This window comes from Rossellomorea aquimaris TF-12 (assembly GCF_001648555.1).
In the GTDB taxonomy this organism is placed as follows: domain Bacteria; phylum Bacillota; class Bacilli; order Bacillales; family Bacillaceae_B; genus Rossellomorea; species Rossellomorea aquimaris.
This window is the reverse complement of the sequence record NZ_LQXM01000029.1, coordinates 603,714-624,735: the sequence shown is the minus strand read 5'-3', so window position 1 is coordinate 624,735 and position 21,022 is coordinate 603,714. Positions and strand designations below refer to the sequence as shown.

General features: G+C 37.6%; 23 protein-coding genes. All 23 read left to right on the top strand.

Going from position 1 to position 21,022, the window contains the following annotated elements; all coding sequences use genetic code 11:
- Positions 1 to 13 precede the first annotated feature (13 nt).
- Positions 14 to 595, top strand: a complete 582-nt coding sequence (gene fapR, locus IQI_RS16655; RefSeq protein ID WP_064093746.1) for a transcription factor FapR — start codon at positions 14 to 16, stop codon at positions 593 to 595.
- Positions 596 to 1,594: a phosphate acyltransferase PlsX gene (gene plsX, locus IQI_RS16650; protein WP_064093745.1), complete on the top strand. Its 999-nt coding sequence runs from the start codon at positions 596 to 598 to the stop codon at positions 1,592 to 1,594.
- The gene (gene fabD / locus IQI_RS16645; protein ID WP_064093744.1) at positions 1,587 to 2,531 is read left to right on the top strand and encodes an ACP S-malonyltransferase; all 945 of its coding nucleotides are present in this window, start codon (positions 1,587 to 1,589) and stop codon (positions 2,529 to 2,531) included. The genes plsX and fabD overlap by 8 nt, the downstream gene beginning before the upstream one ends.
- Positions 2,532 to 3,275 (top strand): 3-oxoacyl-[acyl-carrier-protein] reductase, encoded by a 744-nt coding sequence (gene fabG, locus IQI_RS16640; protein ID WP_064093743.1) that lies wholly within the window; start codon positions 2,532 to 2,534, stop codon positions 3,273 to 3,275. It begins immediately after the preceding gene.
- A gap of 96 nt (positions 3,276 to 3,371) precedes the next feature.
- The gene (gene acpP, locus IQI_RS16635) at positions 3,372 to 3,605 is read left to right on the top strand and encodes an acyl carrier protein (protein ID WP_064093742.1); all 234 of its coding nucleotides are present in this window, start codon (positions 3,372 to 3,374) and stop codon (positions 3,603 to 3,605) included.
- Between the two features lie 275 nt (positions 3,606 to 3,880).
- Positions 3,881 to 4,624: a ribonuclease III gene (gene rnc / locus IQI_RS16630; RefSeq protein WP_064093741.1), complete on the top strand. Its 744-nt coding sequence runs from the start codon at positions 3,881 to 3,883 to the stop codon at positions 4,622 to 4,624.
- 14 nt (positions 4,625 to 4,638) lie between these two features.
- Positions 4,639 to 8,205 carry a chromosome segregation protein SMC gene (gene smc / locus IQI_RS16625; protein ID WP_064093740.1) on the top strand — a complete coding sequence of 1,189 codons (3,567 nt, stop codon included), beginning with the start codon at positions 4,639 to 4,641 and terminating at the stop codon, positions 8,203 to 8,205.
- 17 nt (positions 8,206 to 8,222) lie between these two features.
- Positions 8,223 to 9,212, top strand: a complete 990-nt coding sequence (gene ftsY / locus IQI_RS16620; protein WP_064093739.1) for a signal recognition particle-docking protein FtsY — start codon at positions 8,223 to 8,225, stop codon at positions 9,210 to 9,212.
- 259 nt (positions 9,213 to 9,471) lie between these two features.
- Positions 9,472 to 9,804: a putative DNA-binding protein gene (locus IQI_RS16615; RefSeq protein ID WP_064093738.1), complete on the top strand. Its 333-nt coding sequence runs from the start codon at positions 9,472 to 9,474 to the stop codon at positions 9,802 to 9,804.
- Between the two features lie 12 nt (positions 9,805 to 9,816).
- Positions 9,817 to 11,160, top strand: a complete 1,344-nt coding sequence (ffh, locus tag IQI_RS16610; protein ID WP_064093737.1) for a signal recognition particle protein — start codon at positions 9,817 to 9,819, stop codon at positions 11,158 to 11,160.
- Positions 11,161 to 11,278: 118 nt separating this feature from the next.
- Positions 11,279 to 11,551 (top strand): 30S ribosomal protein S16, encoded by a 273-nt coding sequence (gene rpsP, locus IQI_RS16605; RefSeq protein ID WP_064093736.1) that lies wholly within the window; start codon positions 11,279 to 11,281, stop codon positions 11,549 to 11,551.
- Positions 11,552 to 11,563: 12 nt separating this feature from the next.
- Positions 11,564 to 11,797 (top strand): KH domain-containing protein, encoded by a 234-nt coding sequence (locus IQI_RS16600; protein WP_064093735.1) that lies wholly within the window; start codon positions 11,564 to 11,566, stop codon positions 11,795 to 11,797.
- A gap of 210 nt (positions 11,798 to 12,007) precedes the next feature.
- Positions 12,008 to 12,394 carry a YlqD family protein gene (locus IQI_RS16595; RefSeq protein WP_064093734.1) on the top strand — a complete coding sequence of 129 codons (387 nt, stop codon included), beginning with the start codon at positions 12,008 to 12,010 and terminating at the stop codon, positions 12,392 to 12,394.
- A 16-nt stretch (positions 12,395 to 12,410) separates the two neighbouring features.
- The gene (gene rimM, locus IQI_RS16590) at positions 12,411 to 12,929 is read left to right on the top strand and encodes a ribosome maturation factor RimM (RefSeq protein ID WP_064093733.1); all 519 of its coding nucleotides are present in this window, start codon (positions 12,411 to 12,413) and stop codon (positions 12,927 to 12,929) included.
- On the top strand, positions 12,929 to 13,660 hold the full coding sequence (gene trmD, locus IQI_RS16585; protein WP_197489769.1) for a tRNA (guanosine(37)-N1)-methyltransferase TrmD: 732 nt from the start codon (positions 12,929 to 12,931) through the stop codon (positions 13,658 to 13,660). The genes rimM and trmD overlap by 1 nt, the downstream gene beginning before the upstream one ends.
- Before the next feature lie 136 nt (positions 13,661 to 13,796).
- A complete protein-coding gene (gene rplS, locus IQI_RS16580; protein WP_032088854.1) occupies positions 13,797 to 14,141 on the top strand; it encodes a 50S ribosomal protein L19 in 345 nt (114 codons plus the stop codon).
- Positions 14,142 to 14,297: 156 nt separating this feature from the next.
- Positions 14,298 to 14,840 (top strand): signal peptidase I, encoded by a 543-nt coding sequence (gene lepB / locus IQI_RS16575; RefSeq protein ID WP_064093731.1) that lies wholly within the window; start codon positions 14,298 to 14,300, stop codon positions 14,838 to 14,840.
- 27 nt (positions 14,841 to 14,867) lie between these two features.
- Entirely contained in the window at positions 14,868 to 15,734 is an 867-nt protein-coding gene (gene ylqF, locus IQI_RS16570; RefSeq protein ID WP_064093730.1) for a ribosome biogenesis GTPase YlqF, read from the top strand.
- A 94-nt stretch (positions 15,735 to 15,828) separates the two neighbouring features.
- Entirely contained in the window at positions 15,829 to 16,605 is a 777-nt protein-coding gene (locus tag IQI_RS16565; protein WP_064093729.1) for a ribonuclease HII, read from the top strand.
- A gap of 14 nt (positions 16,606 to 16,619) precedes the next feature.
- Positions 16,620 to 18,404, top strand: coding sequence for a hypothetical protein (locus IQI_RS16560; RefSeq protein ID WP_064093728.1), 1,785 nt, complete (start codon positions 16,620 to 16,622; stop codon positions 18,402 to 18,404).
- Complete coding sequence (locus tag IQI_RS16555; RefSeq protein WP_064093727.1) at positions 18,401 to 18,682, top strand: EscU/YscU/HrcU family type III secretion system export apparatus switch protein; 282 nt, start codon at positions 18,401 to 18,403, stop codon at positions 18,680 to 18,682. Before IQI_RS16560 ends, IQI_RS16555 begins: the two co-directional genes overlap by 4 nt.
- A 215-nt stretch (positions 18,683 to 18,897) precedes the next feature.
- On the top strand, positions 18,898 to 20,058 hold the full coding sequence (gene sucC / locus IQI_RS16550) for an ADP-forming succinate--CoA ligase subunit beta (protein ID WP_064093726.1): 1,161 nt from the start codon (positions 18,898 to 18,900) through the stop codon (positions 20,056 to 20,058).
- A gap of 16 nt (positions 20,059 to 20,074) precedes the next feature.
- A complete protein-coding gene (sucD, locus tag IQI_RS16545) occupies positions 20,075 to 20,977 on the top strand; it encodes a succinate--CoA ligase subunit alpha (protein ID WP_064093725.1) in 903 nt (300 codons plus the stop codon).
- Positions 20,978 to 21,022: the final 45 nt, after the last annotated feature.

The following is a 21,022-nucleotide window of genomic DNA, read 5'->3' as shown; positions in this document are numbered from 1 at the left end:
ACGGTGTATATAAATGAGATTATCAAAAAAAGAAAGACAAGGAAATCTGAAAGAAACCATCAAAGAAAATCCGTTTATTACGGATGAAGAACTAGCTGAACGATTTGGAGTAAGTGTACAAACGATTCGTTTAGATCGCATGGAATTATCTATTCCTGAATTAAGGGAAAGAATAAAGAATGTTGCTGAAAAGTCTTTTGAAGACGAGGTTAAATCATTACCAATTGAGGAAGTAATTGGTGAGATCGTAGATATAGAGCTGGATCAAAGTGCCATTTCAATCTTTGATGTAAAAACAGAACATGTTTTTGTTAGAAATCGAATTGCCAGAGGGCATCACTTATTTGCTCAAGCGAACTCCCTGGCTGTTGCAGTCATTAATGACGAATTAGCTTTAACGGCTAAGTCGACCATTCGATTTACTCGTCCCGTTAAAGAAGGTGAAAGAGTTGTGGCAAAAGCTAAAGTGGTACATATAGAAGAACACAAAGACCGAACCATCGTTGAAGTTCAAAGCTCTGTAAGTGGTGAACTTGTTTTTACAGGTGAATTTGAAATGTATCGCTCTAAAAAATCTGCAAAGGATGAGACATAGATGAGATTAGCGGTTGATGCAATGGGCGGAGATCATGCTCCTAAAGAGATTGTTCTTGGTGTAAAGCGTGCATTAGATGAATTTAAAGACATAGAAGTTATATTATATGGTGATGAAACTCAAATGAAACAATGGATAAGCCCGGTTGAACGATTATCTATTGTTCATACAGAAGAGAAGATAGAAGGAACCGACGAACCTGTCAGAGCCGTTAAGAGAAAGAAAAATGCTTCTATGGTGTTAATGGCTCAAGCTGTTAAAGATGGAAAGGCAGATGCGTGTATCTCTGCTGGAAATACTGGGGCGCTCATGGCATCAGGTTTATTTATTGTTGGCAGAATTGAAGGAATTGAACGCCCGGCATTAGCTCCTACTCTACCAACGTTGGACGGAAAAGGATTCCTAATGCTGGATTTAGGTGCAAACGTAGACGCGAAGCCTGAACACCTCCTGCAATACGCAATTATGGGGAGTATTTATGCTGAAAAGGTTAGAGGGATCACGAATCCTAAGGTCGGTCTCTTAAATATAGGAACTGAAGACAAAAAGGGAAATGAACTCGCAAAAAAATCCTTCGAATTGTTAAAGGACGCCCCTATACATTTTGTAGGTAACGTTGAATCCCGCGATTTATTGGAAGGTCCTGCGGATGTCATTGTGACAGATGGATTTACTGGAAATATGGTATTAAAGACGATTGAAGGGACAGCTATGTCGATTTTTTCTATGTTGAAAAAAACATTAACGTCATCTGTGAAAAATAAAATTGCCGCTGGACTAGTAAAAAATGATTTAAAAGAAATGAAAAATATGATGGACTATACAGAATACGGAGGAGCCGGATTATTTGGATTAAAAGCTCCTGTTATAAAAGCACACGGTTCTTCCAATGAAGTTGCTTTCTATAATGCGATGAGACAGGCTAGAGAAATGGTGAAGCATGATGTCTCAAAGACAATTAAAGAAGCTGTAAAAGGGAGTGGAGAAGAAAATGAGTAAAATTGCATTTGTTTTTCCGGGACAAGGGTCTCAATCAGTTGGCATGGGGAAAGATCTTGCTGATAAATATCAAGATGTTCAAGCCTTTTATTCTAAAGCTGATCAGCGTTTGGGAATGAATCTTTCCTCGATTATTTTTGAAGGTCCACAAGAAACATTAACACAGACAATCAATGCTCAGCCGGCACTATTGACAACAAGTGTGAGTATTTTTGAACGGTTAAAAGCTGAGGGTTTTTCTCCAGACTATACTGCTGGTCATAGTCTAGGAGAATATTCTGCACTCGTTGCTTCTGGAGCAATTAGTTTTGAGGATGCTGTTTATGCTGTACGTAAACGGGGAGAATTAATGGAAGAAGCGGTTCCTAGTGGAGAAGGGACAATGGCGGCTGTTCTCGGAATGGATAGAGACTCTTTAAAAGAACTTACTGAGACCATTTCCTTGGAAGGGCATTCCGTTGGGTTAGCCAACCTGAATTGCCCAGGTCAAATTGTTATTTCCGGTACGGTAAAAGGAGTTGAGCTTGCTTCAGAAGTTGCGAAGCAAAAAGGAGCTAAAAGGGTTATTCCTCTCCAAGTAAGCGGACCATTCCATTCAGACTTAATGAAGCCAGCCGCAAATCATTTTGTATCTGTATTAGATTCTATTACGATTCAGGATGCTTCAGTTCCTGTCATAGCAAACGTAAATGCTGAGCCTGTTACTGGAAATGAAGAGATAAAGCGTCTGTTAATTGAACAGTTGTACTCCCCGGTGTTATGGGAAGATTCAGTGGAAAAACTATTAAACTTAGGTGTAGATACTTTTATTGAAATTGGTCCAGGTAAAGTCTTGTCTGGCTTAGTGAAGAAAGTGAATAGACGAGTAAAAACATATTCTATTCAAGATGAAGCATCCTTGTTAGAAACGATTAGTAAGTTAAAGGAGGAAGCTTAAATGCATTTAGAAGGCAAAGTAGCTTTGGTAACAGGAGCGTCAAGAGGGATCGGTAAAGAAATTGCCCTTGAATTAGCACGCGAAGGTTGTAATGTAGTTGTGAATTATGCTGGAAGTGAAGCAAAGGCAAATGAAACGGTTGACGAGATTAAAAGTCTTGGAAGAGAAGCTGTGGCCATTCAATGTAATGTTTCTGATAGTGATTCGGTACAAAACATGGTGAAAGAAACCATTACCCAGTTTGGTACAGTAGATATTCTAGTTAATAATGCTGGCATAACAAAAGATAATTTATTAATGAGAATGAAGGAAAATGAATGGGACGATGTCATTAACATTAACTTAAAGGGAGTATTCCTTTGTACAAAAGCCGTAACACGTCCAATGATGAAGCAAAGAGGTGGACGAATCATCAACATCTCTTCTATCGTTGGAGTAAGTGGTAACCCTGGACAAGCCAATTATGTAGCAGCTAAATCAGGTGTAATAGGTTTAACAAAAACAACCGCAAAGGAACTGGCTCCACGTGGAATTACAGTTAATGCTATTGCCCCTGGATTTATTTCCACAGACATGACAGAACAACTTCCTGAAGATGTTCGTAGTGAAATGCTTAAGCAAATACCGCTAAATCGTTTTGGTGATCCAAAGGATATTGCAAAAGTGGTAACATTTATTGCCTCTGATTCTTCCTCATATATGACAGGTCAAACCCTTCATATAGACGGAGGAATGGTGATGTAATAAAGGACAAGGCCTAAAAATTTCAACCCTTTTTAGGTAAGGTCTTTTCATAACAGACTAAAATGCACTATAATACTTTGAGGGGAGGTGACAAAAATGGCAGAGGTTTTAGATCGTGTAACTAAAATTATTGTTGATCGTCTAGGTGTAGATGAATCTCAAGTAAAGCTTGAAGCTTCTTTCAAAGAAGATTTAGGTGCTGACTCCCTTGATGTAGTTGAGCTAGTAATGGAACTTGAAGATGAATTTGACATGGAGATTTCTGACGATGATGCTGAAAAAATCGGCACAGTAGGTGATGCTGTGAACTACATAAAAGCAAACGCTTAATCGTTGGACTGAATTCAAAGCTCTTTTGAATTGAGTTTTCATCATAAAACTTTAATTCAAGACATGACAAACTTGGTAGAGATCTCATCTCTATCAAGTTTATTTGTGTTATTACGCCAATTGTTTTGTTTTTATTTATCTATGTTATGATTACGTTTTACAGATAAGATGTGAAGTTCATAAATCCTATAAAGAAACTTTTGCGTAAATGTTTTTTTTAGCATAAACTTGATAAGTGAATATTTGAGAACATATAGAGCAAGGTGGAGTGCCTTATGCGTAAGCAGAGTAAAAACAAAGGAATAATCAAGCATAAAAATGAATTGAAGTTTAAACGATTTCAAGATGAAATCGGTATTCATTTTCACGAAGAAAAATTATTAAAACAAGCTTTTACACATTCATCTTATGTGAATGAGCATCGTCGAAAGCCATATGAAGACAACGAACGCCTGGAATTTCTTGGAGACGCTGTATTAGAATTGACGGTTTCTCAATTCCTTTATAAAAAATATCCAATGATGAGTGAAGGGGAATTAACAAAGCTAAGAGCTGCTATTGTATGTGAACCTTCCTTAGTCAAGTTTTCTACTGAAATGAAATTTGGAGAACTTATTCTTTTAGGTAAAGGAGAAGAAATGACAGGAGGGCGAGAAAGACCGGCTCTATTAGCTGATGTATTTGAGGCTTTTATAGGGGCAGTATATCTTGACCAGGGATTAGATACTGTGGTTTCAATTCTTGAAAAAGTTGTCTATCCAAAAATCAATGTCGGTGCTTTTTCTCATGTGATGGATTATAAAAGTCAGCTGCAAGAGTTAGTACAACGTGGTAGTGCAGGGATGATTGAATACAGCATCTTAGAAGAGAGCGGACCTGCTCACAATCGTCAATTTATTTCACGAGTAAGTTTGAATAATGATGAACTTGGTGTTGGCAATGGCCGTTCAAAGAAAGAGGCTGAACAACAGGCAGCACAAAAAGCACTTGAGAAGTTAAAACAGAAGCTAGACGCTTAATAGGGGGAAAGAAGATGTTCCTCAAACAACTGGAAGTAATGGGGTTTAAATCTTTTGCAGAAAGAATATCTGTGGACTTTGTTCCTGGAGTAACGGCTGTTGTCGGTCCAAATGGAAGCGGAAAGAGTAATATTATTGACGCTATCCGTTGGGTTTTAGGAGAACAGTCTGCTAAAAGTTTACGTGGTGCGAAAATGGAGGATGTTATCTTTGCTGGAAGTGACTCGAGAAAAGCACTTAACATTGCTGAGGTAACCCTTGTTCTTGACAATGACGATGGAGCGTTACCAATTGATTATAGTGAAATAAGTGTTACTCGGAGAGTGTATCGCTCCGGAGATAGCGAATATTTACTAAACAAACAACCATGTCGTCTCAAAGACATTATTGAATTATTTATGGATTCCGGGTTAGGTAAAGAAGCTTTTTCTATTATCAGTCAAGGAAAAGTGGAAGAAATCCTTAACAGTAAGCCTGAAGAAAGAAGAACTATTTTCGAAGAAGCTGCAGGAGTTCTTAAATACAAAACGAGAAAAAAGAAAGCTGAAAATAAGTTATTTGAAACACAAGAAAATTTAAATCGAGTAAATGATATTCTCTATGAGCTAGAAGGACAGGTAGAGCCCTTAAAGATTCAAGCTTCAATGGCAAGGGATTATTTAGAGAAAAAAGAAGAGCTTGAAAAATTTGAAGTGGCTTTAACAGTCCATGATATTGAGGATTTACATAAGGAATGGGAAAATTTAAGTAAGGAGTTTGAGGAGCATGGGAGGGAAGAATTAGCCCTCTCTTCCCGGATTCAAAAAAAGGAAGCTACCCTCACCCAAACTCGAGACAAGATTTCTGCATTGGACGAGTCCATTACAGATCTCCAAGAGGTTTTGCTCTCAACCAGTGAAGAGCTTGAAAAATTAGAAGGTAGAAAACAGGTTTTAGCCGAAAGAAAGAGAAATTCTTCTTCCAATGAATCTCAGCTAAAGCAATCCATACATGAATTGAAAAGTCGATTGATACAGCTGTCTTCGGAAAAACAAGAGGCAACAGAGGTATTCGCTAAAATCGATCAAGAAGTTAAGGACTTAAAAAATGTCTTGATTAAGAAGCAGAATCAATTAAAGCATTTCAACGAGAACCTTGAAGACGTTATTGAATCTTTAAAAAGTGATTATATTGAGAAGCTGAATCAGCAAGCAACTGCAAAAAACGAGATACAATACCTAGAACAACAGCTAGAACAACAATCTAGTCGAAGTGGACGCCTTGAAGCTGAAAATGAAAAATATGTTCTAGAAAGAGTTGAATTACAAAAAAATCACAAAGTACTGCTTGAGGAATTAAATGGTCAAAAAGAAAAAATAGATGAGCACCTTTTCTTATATCGTGAAGAACAACGAAAATTAGATTCGGTAAAAAAGAATTATGAAAATAGGGAAAAAACATTGTATCAAGCATTTCAATATTTACAACAAGCGAAGAGCCGTAAAGAAATGCTTGAAGAGATGGAAGATGATTATACAGGTTTTTTCCAAGGTGTAAAAGAAGTTTTAAAAGAAAGAGACGGTAAATTAAGCGGTATTCAAGGTGCTGTTGCTGAATTAATTACTGTACCAAAACAATACGAAACGGCTATGGAAACAGCTCTTGCTGCTTCCATGCAACATATTGTTGTTGAAACTGAAGAGGATGGAAGAAAAGCAATAGCCTACTTAAAGAAAAATCAATTTGGTCGAGCTACCTTCCTTCCGATGAGCGTGATGAAAGGTAAATCTATACCTGCTGGGCAAATGCAGGTGCTTAAAGAACACCCATCTTTTGTTGGGGTAGGTTCAGATCTTGTCGAATATGATACACGTTATCAAATGATTATTTCTAATTTAGTAGGAAATGTGATTATCACTAAAGACCTCAAAGGGGCAAATGACATCGCAAGACTAGTTCAATATCGCTTTCGACTTGTCACACTTGAGGGAGATGTAGTAAACCCAGGTGGATCTATGTCTGGAGGAACTGTTAAACAGAAAAAAACCTCTCTTCTTTCTAGAAAAGGTGAACTGGAAGAAATGAAAGAAAAGCTCGCTTCAATGGAAACTCAAACAGACCAGCTTCAGTCACAAGTGAAATCGTTAAAAGAAGAAAGTAACTTTCGTGAAAAAAAGCTAGAAGAAATGAGAGTAACGGGTGAGCGTTTGCGTCTGAAAGAACAAGATTTACAATCCCAGCGAAGGGAAAATGAATTATCACAAAAAAATATGGACGAAAGACTTTCATTATATGATTTAGAAAAAAAAGACTTTACTTCTATGAGGAATAAGCATGACAATCGTTCTAAAGATTTAAAATCTTCTTTGAAAAATATTGAAACAGAGATAAGAGAGTTAGATATAAAAATCAAAGAATTAACGGAACAAAAGAATAGTGACAGAACATCAAAGGATGCATTATCGGACGATATTAGTGACATTAAAGCTAGTCTGGCCGCTCGCAATGAGCAACTAGTGAATAGTCGACAACAGGTTGAAAGAGTTTCCCAATCGATTCAAGAGACTGAAAAACAGAAAAGCACCTTAGAAGAAGATTTACAGTGGTTGCAAACTGAGATGAAGGATAACTTCTCAGGAGAAGCACAATTAGGAATAAAAGCAGAAGAGTGTGGGAAACAAAAGGTTGAAACAACAAAACTGATTTCATTGCGAAGAGAAGAGCGATTAAATCTTCAAAGTAGCGTAGAAGGCGAAGAGCTAGAGCTTAAAGAAATGAAACGGCAATATAAAGGTCTGGCAAATGCTCTCAAAGATGAAGAAGTGAAAATCAACCGACTTGATGTAGAGCTTGAGAATCGCTTGAACCATTTAAGAGAAGAATATATGCTTTCGTTTGAAGCGGCGAAAGAAGACTATCCTCTTTCAATAGAGGTTGAAGAAGCGAGAAAGAAAGTGAAACTTGTTAAGTTAGCCCTAGAGGAATTAGGAACGGTTAACCTTGGTTCCATTGATGAATACGAAAGAGTAAAGGAACGTTATGAGTTTTTATTAGAACAAAAAACAGATTTAACAGAAGCCAAAGACACCCTATATCAAGTTATCAATGAAATGGATACAGAGATGATCAAACGATTTGATCAGACTTTCTCAGCCATTCAGTTGGAATTTGAGGATGTGTTTAAAGCACTGTTTGGTGGAGGACGAGCTGAATTAAAATTAACGGACCCTTCAGACTTACTTCATACAGGTGTCGACATTGTTGCCCAACCACCCGGAAAGAAATTGCAAAACCTTGGTCTGATGTCTGGTGGAGAAAGGGCTTTGACTGCTATCGCACTGCTTTTCTCTATTTTGAAAATACGTCCTGTTCCATTTTGTATACTTGATGAAGTGGAAGCAGCACTAGATGAAGCCAATGTACAGAGGTTTAGCCAATACTTGAAGAGATTCAGTCATGATACCCAGTTTATTGTCATTACCCATAGAAAGGGAACGATGGAAGAAGCTCACGTTCTGTATGGCGTTACAATGCAAGAGTCTGGTGTCTCTAAATTAGTATCCGTAAGACTACAAGAAACACATGAATTACTCGAAACATAACTAGTGAGGTGTAAGAAATGAGTTTTTTCAAAAAACTTAAAGATAAATTCACTCAATCAAGTGATAATGTAACGGAAAAATTTAAAGATGGTTTAAGTAAAACAAGGAATAATTTTTCCTCAAAGGTAAATGACCTTGTTGCCAGATATCGAAAAGTAGATGAAGAATTCTTTGAAGAATTAGAAGAAATTTTAATTGGAGCCGATGTTGGCTTCGATACTGTTATGCAATTAATTGATGAATTAAAGCTTGAGGTGAAACGCCGCAACATTCAGGATACAGAAGATGTTCAATCCGTCATTTCTGAGAAACTTGTGGAGATTTACAATGGAGATAAACAAGAAGACAGCACCTTAAACATTCAAAATGATCAATTAACGGTATTACTATTTGTAGGCGTAAACGGAGTTGGAAAAACAACAACCATCGGTAAAATTGCTCATATGTTTAAGCAAGAAGGTAAGAATGTTGTCTTAGCAGCAGGGGATACGTTTCGTGCAGGTGCAATTGAACAGCTTGAGGTTTGGGGTGACCGTGTAGGAGTACCGGTAATCAAACAAGCAGCAGGAAGTGATCCTGCTGCGGTTATGTATGATGCTGTACAATCAGCAAAAGCAAAAAAAGCAGATATCCTTATTTGTGATACAGCTGGACGACTTCAAAACAAAGTAAATCTTATGAAAGAATTAGAAAAAGTAAAGCGAGTCATTGAGAGAGAAATACCAGGTGCCCCTCATGAGGTTTTACTTGTTCTTGACGCAACAACGGGTCAAAATGCCATGATTCAAGCAAAGACTTTCAAGGACGCTACCGATGTATCTGGTATTGTGTTAACCAAATTAGACGGTACAGCCAAAGGTGGAATTGTCCTGGCGATCCGAAATGAACTTGAAATACCGGTTAAATTTGTTGGATTAGGTGAGAAGATGGATGACCTTCAACCCTTTGATGCAGAAAAGTATGTATATGGTCTGTTTTCGAATTTAGTCGACAGAGAAGAAGAATAAGATGATAGATGGAGTAACCTTGATGTGAATCACTTTCGATTTGCTCATTGCTAAAGAAATGATGAAAGCGATGAGTAGAATAAGAGTGATTCCTTGTAGGTTACTCTTTTTGTATATTTGCTTCATGAAAAATGTAGAGTAAGAAGAAGTAATTGCAAAAGAAAAAAATGAAGAAAAATCCTATGTATTCTTGACAAATGAGCTTAAAATCTGTATTCTTCATATGTAAAGGTTTTTCACTTAACAAGGAGGGATATAAGTGCTGGAGAAAACAACCAGAATGAACTATCTCTATGATTTTTATCAATCTTTGTTAACTCCAAAACAAAGAAGTTATATGTCCCTCTACTATTTGGACGATTTCTCTTTAGGAGAAATTGCTCAGGAGTATAATGTAAGTAGGCAAGCAGTTTACGACAACATTAAACGAACAGAGGCAATGCTAGAGGAGTACGAAGAAAAGCTTTTATTATTTAAGAAATTTCAAGAACGTAACGAGATACTAGATCAACTAAGAAAAAGTATAGAAGAGCCTTCAGGTGATTCTTCTCATTGCTTTAAACTTATTGATGCTCTTGAAATATTGGATTAGGAGGCGGCATGAATGGCATTTGAAGGATTAGCCGACCGACTGCAAGGTACAATACAGAAAATCCGCGGTAAAGGAAAGATTAGCGAAGCGGATGTTAAAGAAATGATGCGTGAAGTTCGTTTAGCTCTTTTAGAGGCAGACGTTAATTTTAAAGTGGTAAAGCAATTTGTTAAGAAGGTAAGTGAAAGAGCCGTTGGTCAGGAAGTCATGAAGAGTTTAACTCCAGGACAACAAGTGATCAAGGTCGTTCAAGAAGAGCTTACTGAATTAATGGGTGGCGAACAGAGTCAAATTGCTGTTGCTAAACGTCCTCCAACTGTCATTATGATGGTGGGACTACAAGGTGCAGGTAAAACGACAACCACCGGTAAACTTGCTAACTTACTTAGAAAGAAGCATAATCGCAAACCACTATTGGTAGCTGCTGATATCTATCGTCCGGCAGCCATTAATCAACTGGAAACAATAGGGAAGCAATTAAGCTTACCTGTGTTCTCTCTTGGTGATCAAGTAAGTCCGGTTGAAATTGCAAAACAAGCAATCGAAAAGGCGAAGGAAGAACATCACGATTACGTTCTAATTGATACAGCAGGTCGACTTCACATTGATGAAAATTTAATGGGAGAGTTAAAAGAAATCAAAGAACTCTCAAATCCAGATGAAATTTTCCTTGTTGTTGATGCCATGACAGGGCAAGATGCTGTTAATGTTGCTCAAAGCTTTAATGAGGCGCTTGGCATTTCAGGTGTTGTTTTAACAAAACTCGATGGAGATACTCGAGGAGGGGCAGCTTTATCAATCCGTTCAGTAACAGAAAAGCCGATTAAATTTGTTGGTATGGGTGAGAAGATGGATGCATTAGAAGCTTTCCATCCTGAGCGAATGGCTTCTAGAATTCTTGGTATGGGTGACGTATTGTCCCTTATCGAGAAGGCTCAAGCAAATGTTGATGAAGAAAAAGCAAAAGAGCTCGAACAAAAGATGCGAACTATGTCCTTTACATTTGATGACTTCCTGGAACAGTTAGGTCAAGTGAGACAAATGGGTCCACTTGATGATCTATTGAAAATGTTACCTGGAGCAAACAAAATGAAAGGTTTAGATAAGCTTCAAGTGGACGACAAGCAAATTAGTCATGTTGAAGCGATTATTCAATCAATGACAAAAAACGAAAAAAGCCATCCTGAAACGATCAACGCTGGCCGCCGTAAAAGAATTGCAAAAGGAAGCGGAACATCCATTCAAGAAGTGAATCGTCTCCTTAAGCAATTCGAAGACATGAAAAAAATGATGAAACAAATGAGCGGCATGCAAGGAAAAGGTAAGAAAAAAGGGATGAAATTCCCATTTATGTAAGCAATTTGTTCAATTTTTCTTAAAAAAAATTGAACTGTTAAGAAAAAACACTTTACAAACAAAATACACATTTGATATTATACTAACTTGTGTGAAACTATTCGGAGGTGCTTTAATAATGGCAGTAAAAATCAGATTAAAACGTATGGGAGCAAAAAAATCTCCTTTCTATCGTATCGTAGTTGCAGATTCTCGTTCACCACGTGATGGACGTCAAATCGAAACAGTTGGAACATACAACCCGGTTGCTAAACCAGCTGAAGTGAAAATCGATGAAGAATTAGCTCTTAAATGGTTATCAAATGGTGCAAAACCATCTGACACAGTTCGTAACCTATTCTCAAAACAAGGCATTATGGAAAGATTCCACAATGCTAAGAACAGTAAGTAATCGATTAAATCGATGAAAGATCTTATTCTAACGATTGTGAAACCCTTAGTCGACCATCCAGACTCTGTACAAATCAGCATTGATGAGGGAGCGAACGGTTTAACTTACAAGTTATCTGTTCACCCCGAAGACATGGGGAAGGTCATTGGGAAGCAAGGGCGTGTAGCTAAATCGATTCGAACTGTGGTATACGCTGCAGCAGGATCTTCACAACAGAAGAAAATCTTTTTAGAGATTGTGGAGTGAGAGAATATTAATTTTCCCACTATACACGGACATCTTTATTGATTCCGTGTAATATTCTCTAATGAAGATAAGGGGACTGACCCATAAAGGTTAATACATAGCCTTACGAAGTCAGTCCCTTTTTTTATAGTTGAAAATCCATAACTCCCTTTAGTGGTCACCCTTCGAGAACAAACAGCAGAAGGGGTGAAAAAAGGAGGAAGCAGGATATTGAATATCATACATACTATTACCATAAAGCAGGTCCTAACGGAAAAAAGCAAAGACTCGTTGATGAAGAAATACGAAAATCAAAAGTTGCAACTATCACAAGAATGTGATCAGTTACAATTTGAAATGAAAAAGATAGAACGCGCAAAAAAATATCCTTCTCAAAAACTAACTCAGCGTTTTGAAAGAGAATTAAATGAAAGAGCTGAGAAGATAAAGTTAATAGAATTTCAGATGGATCAAATGAATATTTTACCCATCGGAAGTGAATTGAAAGAAAAAGAAGTTCAAGGTATGATGGACATTCAAGTTGGTGACAATTGGGATGAAGAAACTTTGTCGAAAACGATTGTGATTGAGGATGGTAAGGTTAAAGAAATACGTTAAGAGTTAGAGGTGGACTATGGAAAATTGGTTTAATGTAGGAAAAATCGTGAATACCCATGGTGTTCGTGGAGAATTGAAAATTGTTTCTAAAACGGACTTCCCTGAAGAACGTTATCAAGTTGGCAATACGTTATATTTGTTTTTACCAAAACAAAAGGATCCAATGCCATTAGTGATAAAAACACACAGAAACCATAAAAGTTTTGATCTTTTAACCTTCGAGGGTTATGAAGATATCAATCAAGTAGAGAAGTTTAAAGAGGGATTGTTAAAAGTCCCTGAAGACCAACTACATGATTTAGAAGAAGGAGAGTACTATCTCCATGAAATCGTTGGTTGTAAAGTAGTAACAAATGACGGTTTAGAGATCGGTACAATTAAAGAGATCCTTAGCCCAGGAGCTAACGATGTTTGGGTTGTAAAGGGCGAAAGAGGAAAAGAACACTTAATTCCTTATATCGAAGACATAGTAAAGGAAATTGATTTAGATAATCAACTTATCACGATTGAGCCAATGGAAGGGTTACTTTCATGATGAAAATTGATGTATTATCCTTATTTCCGACAATGTTTCATGGGATTTTTGGTGAATCAATCCTGAAAAAAGCGTCAGAAAAAGAGGCAGTTTCTTATAACGTGGTTAATTTTCGGGAATTTGCAGATAACAAGCATAATCAAGTAGATGATTATCCTTATGGCGGGGGAGCTGGAATGGTGTTAAAACCTCAGCCGATCTTCGATGCAGTCGAATCATTGAAGAATGATCAAACAAAGCCAAGAGTGATTTTAATGTGTCCCCAAGGGGAACGATACACACAACAAAAGGCTGAGGAGTTAGCTAAAGAGGATCACTTAGTATTTATTTGTGGTCATTACGAGGGATATGATGAACGTATAAGAGAACATATTGTTACAGATGAAATTTCCATAGGGGATTTTGTACTGACTGGCGGTGAATTAGGCGCACTAGTTGTAATCGATAGTGTCGTTCGACTACTGCCAGGAGTTCTTGGGAATGCAGACTCCCCAGTCCTGGATTCTTTCTCTTCAGGACTACTTGAGCATCCCCATTACACCCGTCCTGCTGATTTTAGAGGTTTAAAGGTTCCAAGTGAACTAATCTCAGGGAATCACCGTGTGATTGAGGAGTGGAGAGAGAAGGAGAGTTTACGCAGAACATATAATCGTAGACCAGATCTTTTGGAGAAGTATTCACTTACAGAAAAGCAAAAGAGTTGGATAGAAGAATGGGAAAGCTCTAAATAGACTATTGCATCCTACTATCCCGTATGATATTATATTCTTTGTGGCTTGAAGAGTTATCTCTTTTTGTCATTTATCCCGATGTTCCGCTGCAATCAATCGCTTTTGTAAGAGCATCTGTTGGAAGGAGTTGAAAAAGATGCACAAATTAATCGAAGATATTACAAAAGAACAACTTCGCTCTGATCTACCATCTTTCCGTCCTGGTGATACAGTACGTGTACACGTTAACATCGTTGAGGGTACTCGTGAACGTATTCAGGTATACGAAGGAGTAGTAATCAAACGCCGCGGTGGCGGTATCAGCGAAACATTTACTGTTCGTAAAATTTCTTACGGTGTTGGTGTTGAACGTACTTTCCCTGTACACACACCAAAAATCGCTAAATTAGAAGTTATTCGTCGTGGTAAAGTACGTCGTGCGAAACTTTATTACCTACGTAACCTACGTGGTAAAGCGGCTCGTATTAAAGAAATTCGATAAGAACTTAGGAAAAGGAGCTTGGCGACAAGCTCCTTTTCCTTATTTATAATAAATAAATAGTAAGACTATTGGAGTAATTACTCTTTTTTTTGATGAGAAATCGAACGTTTTTTAGTAGAATAAAAAAGATAGAAATTACTTTGGGTGGTGGGTGTGTTGGCTAAAGAGAAAAACGAGTGGTGGGAGTGGATGAAAGCACTGTTAATTGCAGTGGGATTAGCCGCTATAATCAGATACTTTTTATTTGCACCAATTGTAGTCGATGGTTTATCTATGATGCCTACACTACATAATGGAGATCGAATGATTGTTAGTAAGCTTGGGGAGCCGGAACGATTCGATATTGTCGTTTTTCACGCTCCAGAAGAAAAGGACTATATTAAGAGAGTCATTGGACTTCCTGGAGATAAAGTGGAGTATAAGAACGACACTTTATACATAAATGGTAAAGCCATGAAAGAAGAATATCTGCAAGAATATAAGGACCAATTAAGTGATGGACCTCTTACAGAGGACTTCACCCTCAACGATATTATCGACAAAGAAACTGTTCCTGAGGGAGAGATCTTTGTAATGGGTGATAATCGTCGGTTTAGTAAAGACAGCAGGCATATAGGGACAGTCTCTTTAGATGAAGTCATTGGTGACACAAAAGTCATTTATTGGCCTGTTAAAGATATTGGTTTTGTGAAAGAATAGTAAATAAAGTCGTTTGGAGGTGGTCATATGACGATTCAGTGGTTTCCTGGACATATGGCTAAAGCCCGTAGACAAGTAACGGAAAAATTAAAGCTTGTAGACATCGTGATAGAATTAGTAGATGCGAGGATTCCTTTATCTTCGAGAAATCCAATGATTGAAGAAATCATCGGACAAAAGCCCAGACTAGTGTTGTTGAATAAAGCTGATATGGCTGACTCAACAAGGACGAAACAGTGGATATCCTATTTTGAAAAGCAGGGAATTGAGGCACTTGCTGTAAATGCAAAAGATGGTAAAGGGCTTCAAGAAATCGTGCAATCATCTAAAGGTATTTTGAAGGAGAAGTTTGATCGAATGAAATCAAGGGGAATGAGACCACGCGCAATTAGAGCAATGATTGTAGGAATTCCCAATGTTGGTAAATCTACCTTGATTAATCGGTTAGCTAAGAAAAACATAGCGAAAACAGGAAATACTCCTGGGGTTACAAAAGCTCAGCAATGGATTAAGGTAGGCAAGGAATTGGAACTTCTTGATACTCCCGGAATCTTGTGGCCGAAGTTTGAAGACCCTCAGGTCGGATATAAACTTGCCTTAACAGGAGCCATTAAAGACACAATATTAAATTTACAGGATATTGCCGTTTACGGATTAAGATTCCTTGAAAAATATTACCCGGAGCGGTTAAAAGATCGTTATGGCCTTGAAGAAATACCTGAAGAAGTTGTTTCAAGCTTTGATTTGATTGGGGAAAAAAGAGGATGTTTGATGGCTGGAGGAGAAGTCAATTATGACAAAACTTCAGAAGTCATTGTAAGAGACATCCGTAACGTTCAATTAGGCCCAATGACATTTGATACAATTGAGGATACTGAAAGTACTACGGAATAGACATGAGGCTGTTAAAGAGTATAGATTCTCTTTTTAACAGTCTCTTTATTTATGTAAGTAGTGACCGATATAAATAGAAGGAGCATTCACTTAAATGACAACGGATAAAACGATTAAGGAAATTAAAGCATTAACAGAAAACCTTGAGGCAGATGACCCAATTATAAAAGAGTTAAAAAAGGATGAACGAAAAGGAGTCATCCAACTACTCGAGAAAATGGATCGAAAGAGATTAAATATAGAAAAAGAAAAAAGCAATTTTGAAAAATTAAGGGTTTATGAAAAAGCCATTTGGCAACAAGGTTTTACAAGGATCGCAGGAATTGATGAAGTGGGTAGAGGTCCATTAGCTGGACCAGTTGTAGCAGCTGCTGTTGTATTGCCAAAGCACTTTTATTTAGGGGGTCTAAATGACAGTAAGAAGCTATCGGAGAGTAAAAGGGAAGAATACTATGAATTGATAGTACAAGGTGCAGAAGGGATTGGAGTTGGGCTGATAGAACCAGAGGAAATTGACCGTATAAATATATATGAAGCGACTAAGAAAGCCATGTACGAAGCCCTAACAAACCTTGATACCAAACCGGATTATATCCTAATCGATGCAATGAAGCTTCAAACTCCTTATCCCAGTCAATCAATAATCAAGGGTGATTCTAAGAGCATCTCGATTGCCGCGGCTTCCATTGTGGCAAAAGTGACAAGAGACCGTTTGATGAAGGAATATGCTATCAAATATCCAGGCTACGGATTTGATAAAAACGCTGGATATGGTACAAAGGATCATTTGGTTGGCCTTGAACAATTAGGTATAACCTCTATTCACCGCAAAAGCTTTGCACCAGTCAAGGAACATATCCAAAAACAATAAGGGAGAAAAGGTATATGAACCATATTAAAGGCGCATTCAGCTCACCGAGGACACCTCAAATCGATGGGAAGCCCTTTACACTACAAAATGGTAGGGTCCTTCATGTTACTGTTCATACACTATTAGGTGAAGGAAATGCCGAAGTCTCTGTATCAGGGCATAAGTTCATTGCCAAGCTTGAAGCTCCCATGGAGGCAGGGGAACGATACTGGGTTCAAGTGAAACAGACAGAAAATGGGATTAGTCTCCAGTTAATACAGAACAAAGTTCCTAAAAGTGATGAATCAGTTAAAAATATAGCCAATGATTTATTGAATCAACTTTCTCTATCAAATAAAGGAAAAGACATGCAGGCTTTAGTGATAGAATTGATTAAAAATAAAGTGCCCATACATAAGGATATGCTTCTTTTTGCAAATAAGTATTTACAGCAAGATAGTTCAACAGACCAAATGAAAGTATTAGTGGAATTGGCAAAAAACAATTTGCCTTTATCCGATCGTGTGTTTATGTCCTTAAGGGAAGGAAAGTCCAAGGATACCTTTGTAAACTTACTAGATGACTTACGCTCAAAATTAACATCAAATGATTCAGAGGCACTGGAAATAATAAAAAAAATTCAGCAGCCACTGAATAGGGTAGCTTCTGAAAACACAGCTATAAAGAGCTTGGCTACTTTACTAAATTCTACGGCTACATTTGCAAATAGATTAGCCGGTTTCGATTTGTTAAAATCATTTGGTATTATTCCTCAACAAGCTCCAATGAATGCTTGGAGGGAGGGAGTAACGAATGCTATTGTTCACCAGTTCTCTTCCAATAATATTACAGGAAGCACATTAGAGTCGTTTTCAAAATGGTTACAAATGAATGCAAGCAATTTTGACGTTCAACTTTATTCAAATAACGGAGAGAAAGTGAATGAAACCCAGTTTAGGAAGGTTATTTCAATGATTCTGGGAGACCAGTTCGTTAACAATAAAGGTAAAAGTGAGAGTTCTTTCATTGATTTGGCTGAAAAGCTTTTCAGTCTATTTGGAGAAGCGAAAAAAAATACAGTAGAGATGAATTTCTCAAGACTCTTAACCAAGTGGATGGGGAGAGTGCCGGATTCAAATGAAGCTAAGCTCTTTCAACAATTACAGCTTCAAGTGAATGAAGACCTCGCTACATTGATCAAAGGAGAGGATTTTGGGAAAAGCTTAAAAAATATGTTACGTTCGTTTGGTCTGAATTTTGAAGCTCAATTAAATAAAAACGCTGATTTAACAGGTTTTCAAAACACTCTTAAACAGCAGCTTCTCCAATTAAGTAATGAACATCCTCTACTTGAAGTAAGAGAACTGGCTGATAAAATGGTTTTAAAGATGAATAGCCAGATATTGCAATCACAAGACAATTCACCTTTTTTAAATATTATTCAACAATTCCCAATGTATTTGTTTGGGAAAAACACAGACATCACTATACAGTGGATGGGAAAAGAGAAAGAAAAAGGGGTGATTGATGAAGATTTTTGTCGTATTTTATTTTATCTGAATCTCGACAATCTAAATGAAACCTTAGTTGATATGCAGGTTCAAAATCGTGTCATTTCTGTATCGATTTGGAACGATAACCAGGATATTAAAGAGGTTTCCCAGCCACTTATTCCTGGCTTGAAACAAGGATTAGAACAAGTGGGTTACCACCTTTCTACCGTCAATATTAAAATTCCAGATAAACGTAAAAATCTATCAAATTTAATGGTTACAGACAATTCCTCTACTACATATACAGGAGTGGATCTGAAAATATGAAGAAACCTCATGTACGAAAAGAAGCCATTGCATTAGGCTACGATCAACACAGTGACTCTGCTCCCAAAGTAATGGCTAAAGGAAAAGGAATCATTGCAGAGAATATCTTATCAAAAGCCAAGGAGCACCATATACCTATTCAAGAGGACAAGAGCTTAGTTTCTCTTTTAGGGAATCTGGATATACAGGAATCGATTCCTGAAGAATTATATAATGCTGTCGCAGAGGTTTTTGCATTTGTCTACCGTGTTGACAAAAATAGTTCAAACAGAAAATAAAAGGTAGAAGTAGACTCCGGATATATTTTTCGAGAATAATAATTAGTCTGGAATTTGATATAAAAATAGCGTACACGGTAAAGAAAACTAAAGAAATATGTTCAGAATTTTTAAATTAATATAATATTTTTAGCATAATGGTAGACATATAAACTGTCATTTTATACAATGAAAGCGCAGTCTATTTTTTGAAGAGTTTGATAGGAGGATGGAAAATGAATATCCATGAATATCAAGGTAAAGAAATCCTCAGAAATTACGGGGTATCCGTACCGAATGGTAAAGTGGCATTTACAGCTGATGAAGCAGTAGAAGCGGCGAAAACGTTAGATTCTAGCGTGTATGTAGTAAAAGCTCAAATTCACGCAGGTGGTCGTGGGAAAGCTGGCGGTGTGAAAATTGCTAAGAGCCTTGACGAAGTGCGTACATATGCAGAAGAGTTAATCGGTAAAACATTAGTTACTCACCAAACAGGACCAGAAGGTAAGGAAGTTAAGCGCTTACTTATTGAAGAAGGCTGTGATATCAAGAAAGAATATTATGTTGGTTTAGTATTAGACCGCGCAACTTCCCAAGTTGTTTTAATGGCATCTGAAGAAGGTGGAACTGAAATTGAAGAAGTTGCAGAAAAAACGCCTGAAAAAATCTTTAAAGAGTATATCGATCCAGTTGTTGGATTAACAGGTTTCCAAGCTCGTCGAATTGCATTCAATATCAATATTCCTCAACAACTTGTTGGGAAGGCAGCGAAGTTCATGCTTGGCCTTTACAACGTATATGTGCAAAAGGATGCTTCCATTGTGGAAATTAATCCTTTAGTTGTTACTGGAGACGGAGATGTAATGGCTTTAGACGCTAAATTCAACTTCGATTCAAACGCTCTATATCGCCAGAAAGATGTAATGGGATTACGCGACCTTGAAGAAGAAGATGCAAAAGAAATTGAAGCTTCTAAGTATGACTTAAGCTACATTTCTCTAGATGGTAACATCGGATGTATGGTTAACGGTGCAGGGCTTGCAATGGCTACAATGGATATTGTTAAGCACTATGGCGGAGACCCGGCTAACTTCCTTGATGTTGGGGGCGGCGCTACGGCTGAGAAAGTAACAGAAGCATTCAAAATCATTCTTTCAGATGAAAATGTTAAAGGGATTTTTGTAAATATTTTTGGTGGAATTATGAAATGTGATGTTATTGCAACAGGTGTAGTTGAAGCAGCTAAACAAATCGGTCTTCAAGTACCACTTGTAGTTCGCCTTGAAGGTACAAATGTAGATTTAGGTAAAGAAATCCTAAACAAATCTGGATTAAATATTATTGCAGCTGAATCAATGGCGGACGGCGCACAAAAAATCGTTGAGCAAGTAGGCTAAGAAAGGCGGGAGACTTATGAGCGTATTTATTAATAAGGACACTAAAGTTGTTGTACAGGGAATTACAGGATCAACAGCTCTTTTCCATACGAAGCAAATGCTGGAATATGGTACACAAATCGTTGCAGGTGTAACACCTGGAAAAGGTGGAACTGAGGTTGAAGGCGTTCCTGTTTTCAATACAGTTGAAGAAGCGAAAAAAGCTACAGGCGTAAATGCTTCAGTTATATATGTTCCCGCACCATTTGCAGCGGATGCAATTATGGAAGCGGTAGATGCTGAACTGGATTTAGCAATTTGTATTACTGAACACATTCCTGTATTAGATATGGTTAAAGTAAAGCGTTACATGGAAGGCAAGAAAACACGCCTAGTTGGACCAAATTGTCCTGGCGTAATAACTCCTGATGAATGTAAAATTGGAATCATGCCTGGATATATTCACACAAAAGGTCACGTAGGTGTGGTTTCTCGTTCTGGAACACTAACATATGAAGCTGTTCATCAGCTTTCTCAAGCAGGTATCGGGCAATCGACTGCAGTAGGAATTGGTGGAGATCCTGTAAATGGAACAGATTTCATTGATGTGCTTAAAGCATTTAATGAAGATGAGGACACATACGCTGTTATTATGATTGGTGAAATCGGTGGAACAGCTGAAGAAGAAGCAGCTGAATGGGTTAAAGCAAACATGACGAAACCTGTTGTAGGCTTCATTGGTGGTCGTACAGCACCTCCAGGTAAACGTATGGGTCATGCTGGCGCCATTATTTCAGGAGGAAAAGGAACTGCTGATGAAAAAATCCGCGTAATGAACGAATGCGGAATGCAAGTAGCTCCAACACCTTCTGATATGGGTGATACGTTGATTAAGGTTCTGAAAGAAGAAGGAATCTTTGACAAATGTAAAACACATTAAGAATAGCCTGAGACTGGTTGCAACTTAGCAATCAGTCTCAGCTTT

Bases quoted from the DNA above. Each gene is read 5' to 3' on its own strand.
- rplS (WP_032088854.1), top strand. From the start codon at position 13,797: ATGCACAAATTAATCGAAGATATTACAAAAGAACAACTTCGCTCTGAT.
- IQI_RS16565 (WP_064093729.1), top strand. From the start codon at position 15,829: ATGACAACGGATAAAACGATTAAGGAAATTAAAGCATTAACAGAAAAC.
- IQI_RS16560 (WP_064093728.1), top strand. From the start codon at position 16,620: ATGAACCATATTAAAGGCGCATTCAGCTCACCGAGGACACCTCAAATC.
- trmD (WP_197489769.1), top strand. From the start codon at position 12,929: ATGAAAATTGATGTATTATCCTTATTTCCGACAATGTTTCATGGGATT.
- rpsP (WP_064093736.1), top strand. From the start codon at position 11,279: ATGGCAGTAAAAATCAGATTAAAACGTATGGGAGCAAAAAAATCTCCT.
- rimM (WP_064093733.1), top strand. From the start codon at position 12,411: ATGGAAAATTGGTTTAATGTAGGAAAAATCGTGAATACCCATGGTGTT.
- fabD (WP_064093744.1), top strand. From the start codon at position 1,587: ATGAGTAAAATTGCATTTGTTTTTCCGGGACAAGGGTCTCAATCAGTT.
- IQI_RS16555 (WP_064093727.1), top strand. From the start codon at position 18,401: ATGAAGAAACCTCATGTACGAAAAGAAGCCATTGCATTAGGCTACGAT.
- sucD (WP_064093725.1), top strand. From the start codon at position 20,075: ATGAGCGTATTTATTAATAAGGACACTAAAGTTGTTGTACAGGGAATT.
- fabG (WP_064093743.1), top strand. From the start codon at position 2,532: ATGCATTTAGAAGGCAAAGTAGCTTTGGTAACAGGAGCGTCAAGAGGG.
- IQI_RS16600 (WP_064093735.1), top strand. From the start codon at position 11,564: ATGAAAGATCTTATTCTAACGATTGTGAAACCCTTAGTCGACCATCCA.
- ftsY (WP_064093739.1), top strand. From the start codon at position 8,223: ATGAGTTTTTTCAAAAAACTTAAAGATAAATTCACTCAATCAAGTGAT.
- acpP (WP_064093742.1), top strand. From the start codon at position 3,372: ATGGCAGAGGTTTTAGATCGTGTAACTAAAATTATTGTTGATCGTCTA.
- plsX (WP_064093745.1), top strand. From the start codon at position 596: ATGAGATTAGCGGTTGATGCAATGGGCGGAGATCATGCTCCTAAAGAG.
- sucC (WP_064093726.1), top strand. From the start codon at position 18,898: ATGAATATCCATGAATATCAAGGTAAAGAAATCCTCAGAAATTACGGG.
- ylqF (WP_064093730.1), top strand. From the start codon at position 14,868: ATGACGATTCAGTGGTTTCCTGGACATATGGCTAAAGCCCGTAGACAA.
- rnc (WP_064093741.1), top strand. From the start codon at position 3,881: ATGCGTAAGCAGAGTAAAAACAAAGGAATAATCAAGCATAAAAATGAA.
- smc (WP_064093740.1), top strand. From the start codon at position 4,639: ATGTTCCTCAAACAACTGGAAGTAATGGGGTTTAAATCTTTTGCAGAA.
- ffh (WP_064093737.1), top strand. From the start codon at position 9,817: ATGGCATTTGAAGGATTAGCCGACCGACTGCAAGGTACAATACAGAAA.
- fapR (WP_064093746.1), top strand. From the start codon at position 14: ATGAGATTATCAAAAAAAGAAAGACAAGGAAATCTGAAAGAAACCATC.